The 4,607-nt window shown below is 68.8% G+C and carries 4 protein-coding genes; all 4 read left to right on the top strand.

Translation table 11 applies throughout. The features are described from left to right. On the top strand, window positions 1-280 hold a 280-nt coding region (locus H295_RS0142450), incomplete at its 5' end, for a hypothetical protein (protein ID WP_028810266.1). A gap of 207 nt (window positions 281-487) precedes the next feature. Then, a complete protein-coding gene (locus tag H295_RS0142445) occupies window positions 488-1,948 on the top strand; it encodes an ABC transporter permease (protein WP_020141448.1) in 1,461 nt (486 codons plus the stop codon). A gap of 257 nt (window positions 1,949-2,205) precedes the next feature. After that, complete coding sequence (locus tag H295_RS0142440; protein WP_020141447.1) at window positions 2,206-2,889, top strand: ABC transporter ATP-binding protein; 684 nt, start codon at window positions 2,206-2,208, stop codon at window positions 2,887-2,889. 202 nt (window positions 2,890-3,091) lie between these two features. Then, the coding region (locus H295_RS44575; protein WP_043218960.1) for a S8 family peptidase at window positions 3,092-4,607 on the top strand (1,516 nt) is incomplete at its 3' end.

Below are 4,607 nucleotides of genomic sequence, written 5' to 3'. Positions count from 1 at the left end.
CAACGCGGCCACGGGCCCGGACAGCAGGGTCGAGGCGGGCAAGACGGTCAAGATCCCGGTGACGGTCGAGGGTGCCGCCAAGGGCTCGAACCTGAAGTCCCTGTCGGTGTACGTGTCGTACGACTACGGCCAGACCTGGAAGAAGGTCACGGTCACGGGCGGCAAGATCACCGTGAAGAACCCGGCGAAGGGCAAGGCCATCTCCTTCCACGCCAAGATCGCCGACAAGAAGGGCAACAAGTCGACGATCTCGATCTACAACGCGTACTACGGGAAGTGACCTGTAGGAAACGGTAGTTGAGGGCCCGCCGGAAGCACACCGCTTCCGGCGGGCCTTTCCCGTGTGACGGGTGCGGCGGGGCTCGGCCCCGTGCCCCGCCGGCCTGACAGCCCCGTGACGGCTCGTCCCCGGCTCGTGGACAGGCTTCTCATGCAGCTCTTATAAGGGGCTTAGCGAGCCATCACGCGTCGTACCTACCTTGCGGGCATGTTCTTCACCTACCTGAGGCGCGAGCTGCGCCGCCGCAGAAAGGCGGCCCTCGTCGTCGCCTCCGGGCTCGCGCTCGGGATCGCGCTGGTCATCGTGGTCAGTTCCGTGTCGTCCGGCATGGGCAAGGCCCAGGACAAGGTGCTCCAGTCGCTCTACGGGCTGGGCACCGACATGACCGTCACCAAGGCGGCCCAGCCGCAGGCCGACTCGTCCGAGCGGCCGCGCTTCCAGTTCGACGCGCAGGACAACGGCTCCGACGCCGAGCAGAGCAGCGACCGCGTGATGGTGCAGGGCTTCGAGACCCTGCCCACCTCCACCGTCACCAAGGTCGACCAGCAGTCGGGCGTCTCCGACGCGGTCGGCGGGCTGAGCCTCCAGGTCATCAAGATCAACGGCCAGTTCACCCGGGGTCAGTTCCAGCAGAACGGCAACGGCGGCGGGGGCGGCGGGGGCGGCTTCCGCGGCGGAGGCAACGGCCAGCCTCAGGGTGAAGTGCGGGGCGGCGGCGCGAACTTCGACGTCAACAACTACTCCGTCTACGGCACGGACGTCACCCAGCCGGCCCTCGGCCCCCTGACCTCCTCCAAGCTCACCAGCGGTCGTACGTTCAAGTCGACGGAGACGAACGCCAAGGTCGCCGTCCTCGACTCCGCGTACGCCAAGGAGAAGAAGCTCAAGGTCGGCTCCACCCTCACCGTCAAGAGCGTCAAGTTCACGGTGATCGGCATCGCCACCGCGGACAGCGGGGACGCGGCCGCCAACGTCTACATCCCGCTCGCCCAGGCGCAGACCCTCAGTGACGCGAAGAACAAGGTCACCACGATCTACGTCAAGACGACCGACTCCCAGAAGATCGACTCCGTCAAGTCGTCGATCCAGAAGAACATCTCGGGCACCACGGTGACGACCTCGGCGGATCTCGCGAGCACGGTGTCCGGATCGCTGTCCACGGCCTCCTCCCTGGCGTCCAACGTCGGCAAGTGGCTCTCCATCGCCGTGCTGGTCGCCGCGTTCCTCGTGGCCGGTCTGCTCACCTCCTCCGCCGTCTCGCGCCGGGTGCGGGAGTTCGGCACGCTCAAGGCGCTGGGCTGGAAGTCGGGGCGGGTGACCCGGCAGGTCGTCGGCGAGGCCATGGTCAACGGGCTGCTGGGAGGCGTCCTGGGCATCGCCCTGGGCCTCGCGGGAGCGTACGCCGTCACGGCCATCAGCCCCACCCTGCAAGCCCAGTTGGGCGGCGGCGGTGGAGGCGGCGGCGCCGGCGGTCCGGGCGGCTTCGGCGGCTTCGGCCGACGGGCGGCCGCCAGGACGCTGGACGTCTCCCTGACCGCGCCGGTCAGTCTGACGACGGTGGCGGTCGCGGTCGGTCTGGCGGTGGCCGGCGGTCTCATCGCCGGTGCGTTCGGCGGCTGGCGGGCGTCGCGGCTGCGGCCGGCGGACGCGTTGCGGCGAGTCGAGTAGCGGATGTCGGCTGTGGTGCCGGTGCGCCCATGGTTGTGCCTTGCCTTGCGGTCGTGCGGGTGCGGCGGCGTCGTGGCTGGTCGCGCCCCGCGGCGGAGCCGCTGATGTCACAGCCCCGCGCCCCTCGGTCAGTGCAGGCAAGGCACTCCCAGCCGTAACCCACCCAGGGGCGCGGGGAACTGCGCGACCAGCCCCCGCCGGCCCGCCGCCGACAACGATCCGCACCACCCCGAACCCCACCCACCCAGGAGCTCACCATGTACGAGCTAAGAAACGTCACCAAGCGCTACACCCGAGGCAAGGACACCGTCGACGCGCTCGCCGGTGTCGACCTCACCATCGCCGACGGGGACCGGCTGGTCATCCAGGGCCCCACCGGCGGCGGCAAGTCGACCCTCCTCCAGATGCTCGGCGGTCTCGACAAGCCCACCGAGGGCGAAGTCGTCCTGGACGGAACCGACTTGGCCAAGCTGTCGGAGGCCCGGCTCACCAAGGTCCGCAGCGAGAACATCGGCTTCGTCTTCCAGTCCTTCAACCTGATCCCCACCCTCACCGCCCAGGAGAACGTGGAGACCGCCCTCGTACCCCTCGGCGTGAAGGGCAAGGAACGCAGGGACCGGGCGGCGGAGGCGCTCACCTCCGTGGGGCTCGGGGAGCGGCTCGCGCATCTGCCCTCCGAGATGTCCGGCGGACAGCAGCAGCGTGTCGCCATCGCCCGCGCCCTCGTCAAGCAGCCGAAGGTGCTCCTCGCCGACGAACCGACCGGCAACCTCGACGAGTCGATGCGCGACGAGATCATGGACGTGCTCGAACGCATGTGGAAGGAGCTGGGGTTGACCTTCATCATGGTCACCCACGACTCCGCGATCGCGAAGAAGGCCCCCCGTGTGGCGACGATCCGCAAGGGGAGGATCACCGTGAAGGAGAACGCGGCCACCTGAGCGCGCGCAGCCTCAACTTGCCCTGAATCCGGCAGTCTTGTAACAGACTTTGCTCTCGGTGAGTTGTCTATTGAACGTCCTGATCACCCCTCGGCATACTGCGATTCCGGGGGGTGCGCGTACACGCGTGCGAGACCACCCCCGCCCGGGTGAACGGGGAATTCACCCGGTCCTTCTGCAAGGGGGAATCTTGCGCAGACAAGTGAAAAAGGCATGCGCGGCCACGGTCGCCACGGCGGCCGCGGTAGCGCTCGCGGCGGGAATGACCAGCCCTGCCACGGCGGACGCGCAGCAGGGGACGGGCGCGGCGAAGGCCGCCGGTGCCGCCCTCACCGCGAAGCACCACATCACTCTGATCACCGGTGACCGTGTCGTCGTCGACGCCAAGGGCCGCGTCGTGGGCCTGGAGCGGGCGAAGGGACGCGAACACATACCCGTGCAGATCCGCCGGCTCGACGGCCACACCCTCGTGGTCCCGGGCGACGCGGCCCGCATGGTCGCGAGCGGCAAGCTCGACCAGCGGCTCTTCGACGTCACCGAGCTCAACAAGGCCGCCACCCGCAAGTCCCAGGCCAAGGGGCTGAAGGTCATCGTCGGCTACCAGGGCGCGGCGAGCGCGGCCAAGGCCGACGTCCGGGACGCGGGCACCCTGCGGCGGACCCTGAAGACGCTCAACGCGGACGCCGTCCAGACGCCGCAGAAGGAAACGCCCGAGCTGTGGGACGCGGTCACCAACGGTGACAAGACGGCTGCCGGTATCGCGCATGTGTGGCTCGACGGTGTCCGTAAGGCCAGCCTGGACAAGTCCGTGCCGCAGATCGGTGCTCCCACGGCGTGGGCGGCGGGTTATGACGGCAAGGGCGTCAAGATCGCCGTGCTGGACACCGGTGTCGACACCACGCACCCGGACCTGAAGACCCAGGTGATCGAGTCCAAGAACTTCTCCGCCGCGGCCGATGCGAGCGACAAGTTCGGTCATGGCACGCATGTGGCGTCCATCGCGGCGGGTACTGGCGCCAAGTCGGGCGGCAAGTACAAGGGTGTGGCGCCCGGGGCGAAGATCCTCAACGGGAAGGTTCTCGACGACACCGGTTCCGGTGACGACTCGGGCATCCTCGCGGGCATGGAGTGGGCGGCCGCGCAGGGCGCCGATGTCGTCAACCTGAGTCTGGGTGGCGGCGACACTCCGGAGATCGACCCGTTGGAGGCGGAGGTCAACAAGCTCTCCGCCGAGAAGGGCATCCTGTTCGCCATCGCGGCGGGTAACTCCGGTCCGGAGTCGGTCGGTTCGCCGGGCAGCGCGGACGCCGCGCTCACCGTCGGCGCGGTCGACGACAAGGACAAGCTGGCCGACTTCTCCAGCACCGGCCCGCGCGTCGGCGACGGAGCCATCAAGCCGGACGTCACCGCGCCGGGTGTGGACATCACGGCCGCAGCGGCCAAGGGCAGCGTCATCGACAAGGAGGTCGGTGAGAAGCCGCCGGGCTATCTGACGATCTCGGGTACGTCGATGGCGACTCCGCATGTGGCGGGTGCGGCGGCGATCCTGAAGCAGGAGCACCCGGACTGGGGTTACGCCGAGCTGAAGGGCGCGCTGACGGGTTCGACGAAGGGTGGCAAGTACACGCCGTTCCAGCAGGGTTCGGGTCGTATCCAGGTCGACAAGGCCATCAAGCAGACCGTGATCGCCGAGCCCGTGTCGGTGAGCTTCGGCACCC

Origin of the sequence: Streptomyces sp. 351MFTsu5.1, assembly GCF_000383655.1 — a bacterium.
GTDB lineage: Bacteria > Actinomycetota > Actinomycetes > Streptomycetales > Streptomycetaceae > Streptomyces > Streptomyces griseorubiginosus.
Note: the sequence above shows the minus strand (reverse complement) of the source record. Positions and strands in the feature narration are given on the sequence as shown.

Coding starts and splice junctions, on each gene's coding strand:
- H295_RS0142445 (WP_020141448.1), top strand. CDS start 488: ATGTTCTTCACCTACCTGAGGCGCGAGCTGCGCCGCCGCAGAAAGGCG.
- H295_RS0142440 (WP_020141447.1), top strand. CDS start 2,206: ATGTACGAGCTAAGAAACGTCACCAAGCGCTACACCCGAGGCAAGGAC.